This is a genomic window from Mycobacterium sp. pR1184, assembly GCF_041287235.1.
GTDB lineage: Bacteria > Actinomycetota > Actinomycetes > Mycobacteriales > Mycobacteriaceae > Mycobacterium.
Genome location: NZ_JBGGKR010000028.1, coordinates 1 through 1,472, shown reverse-complemented (window position 1 = coordinate 1,472; position 1,472 = coordinate 1). Strand labels below are relative to the sequence as shown.

The window sequence follows — 1,472 nt, the reverse complement described above, 5'->3', positions numbered from 1 at the left end:
GAAAGGACTCTCAATGACGATGTCAAGCCGCCGACTGGGTGATCGGGGGTGAGTCGGGTTGCCAGGTGCGGTTGTCGCGGATGAGTGCGTAGAGGACGTTGGTGCGGCGTCGGGCCAGGCAGATGGTGGCCGGGATCGGGCGTTTGCCTTGGTCTCGTTTGCGTTGGTAGTAGGCACGGGAGGCCGGGTCGCAGCGGATGGCGGTCAGCGCGGACATGTACATGACTCTTCGCAGTCGGCGGCTGTAGCGCTTGGGGGTATGCAGGCGTCCATTGCGTTTCCCGGAATCCCGCGCGACCGGCGCCAGGCCGGCCCAGGCGGCGAGCTGGTCGGCCGAGCCGATCAACGCGGGATCGCCGACGGCGGCCAGGAATTCCGCGCCGAGCCGAAATCCCATGCCGGGCATGCTGGTAATCACTTCGGCCAGGGGATGGCGGCGAAATCGGCCCTCGAGGTCGGCATCGGTGGTCTTGATGCGGTCATCGAGGGAAATCACCCCCTGCGCCAGTTCGGCAACCAGTCCAGCGGCGACTTCTTCGCCGGGCAGTCGGACCGTTTGGGTTTTGGCAGCCGCCACGGCCGCTGCCGCTATGGCCGCGGCATTACGCACCCCCGCGTCGCTCAGGATCCGGGTCAGCCGCGAAACACCGCTTTGGCGGATGGCTTTGGGGCGCTGGTAGCGCGCCAGCAGCACCACCCAGCCGCGGTCCTGCGTCAGCTGGGCGGCCCGTTCCAGCGCCGGACATACCGCAACGAGTTGTTGGCGCAGTCGGTTGATGGTGCGGGTGCGGTCAGCGACCAGATCGGCGCGATGAGCGGTGAGCAGACGCAGTTCGGTGACCAGATCGTCGCCGGGATGCAGCAGTGGCAGGTCATCACCACGCATACGGGATTGATCGGCGATCACCCGGGCGTCTTTGGCATCGGTCTTGGCCTCACCACCGCGATAAACCGCCGAGGCTTGCCAGACCGCACGGCCCGCCAGATAACGCACCGACTTGCCGGCATCAGCCAGCACCGTCAACAACAAGGCGGCATACACCGTGGTCAGGTCCACCGTCCAGGCAACCTGCTCACCCAACGAGTCAATCTCTGCGACGAGCGCACGGATCGGTTGCTCATCGTTGACCAGCTTTCGCGACAACACCACCGTGCCGACGTCGTCGACCACGCACACCCAGTGATGTTCCTTGCCGACATCTACACCAGCCCACAACTGGCCCGTTGCCATCGATCTCCTATTCGCTTGTGTGCCAACACGATCCCCACGGACAACCCCGCCGGCATTTCCTTAAACAAGCGATCAGATCGCAGATCTCAATCAGCGGCCCGAGGAAGTCCAGGCAGGCCGGGCGGCCAGTCCTTTCAAGCCGCACCACCAGGCCGGCAACACACATGCTGCCTCACCCGACCCACCCGGGTCACAGCACAACGTAACAACACGCAGTAACTGCACCTACGAACTTAAGGAC

1 protein-coding gene is annotated in these 1,472 nt (G+C 64.6%); it reads right to left on the bottom strand.

Annotated features, from left to right (window positions below; all coding sequences use genetic code 11):
• Window positions 1-22 precede the first annotated feature (22 nt).
• Window positions 23-1,231: an IS110 family transposase gene (locus ACAG21_RS28065; protein ID WP_370499510.1), complete on the bottom strand. Its 1,209-nt coding sequence runs from the start codon at window positions 1,229-1,231 to the stop codon at window positions 23-25.
• Window positions 1,232-1,472 lie beyond the last annotated feature (241 nt).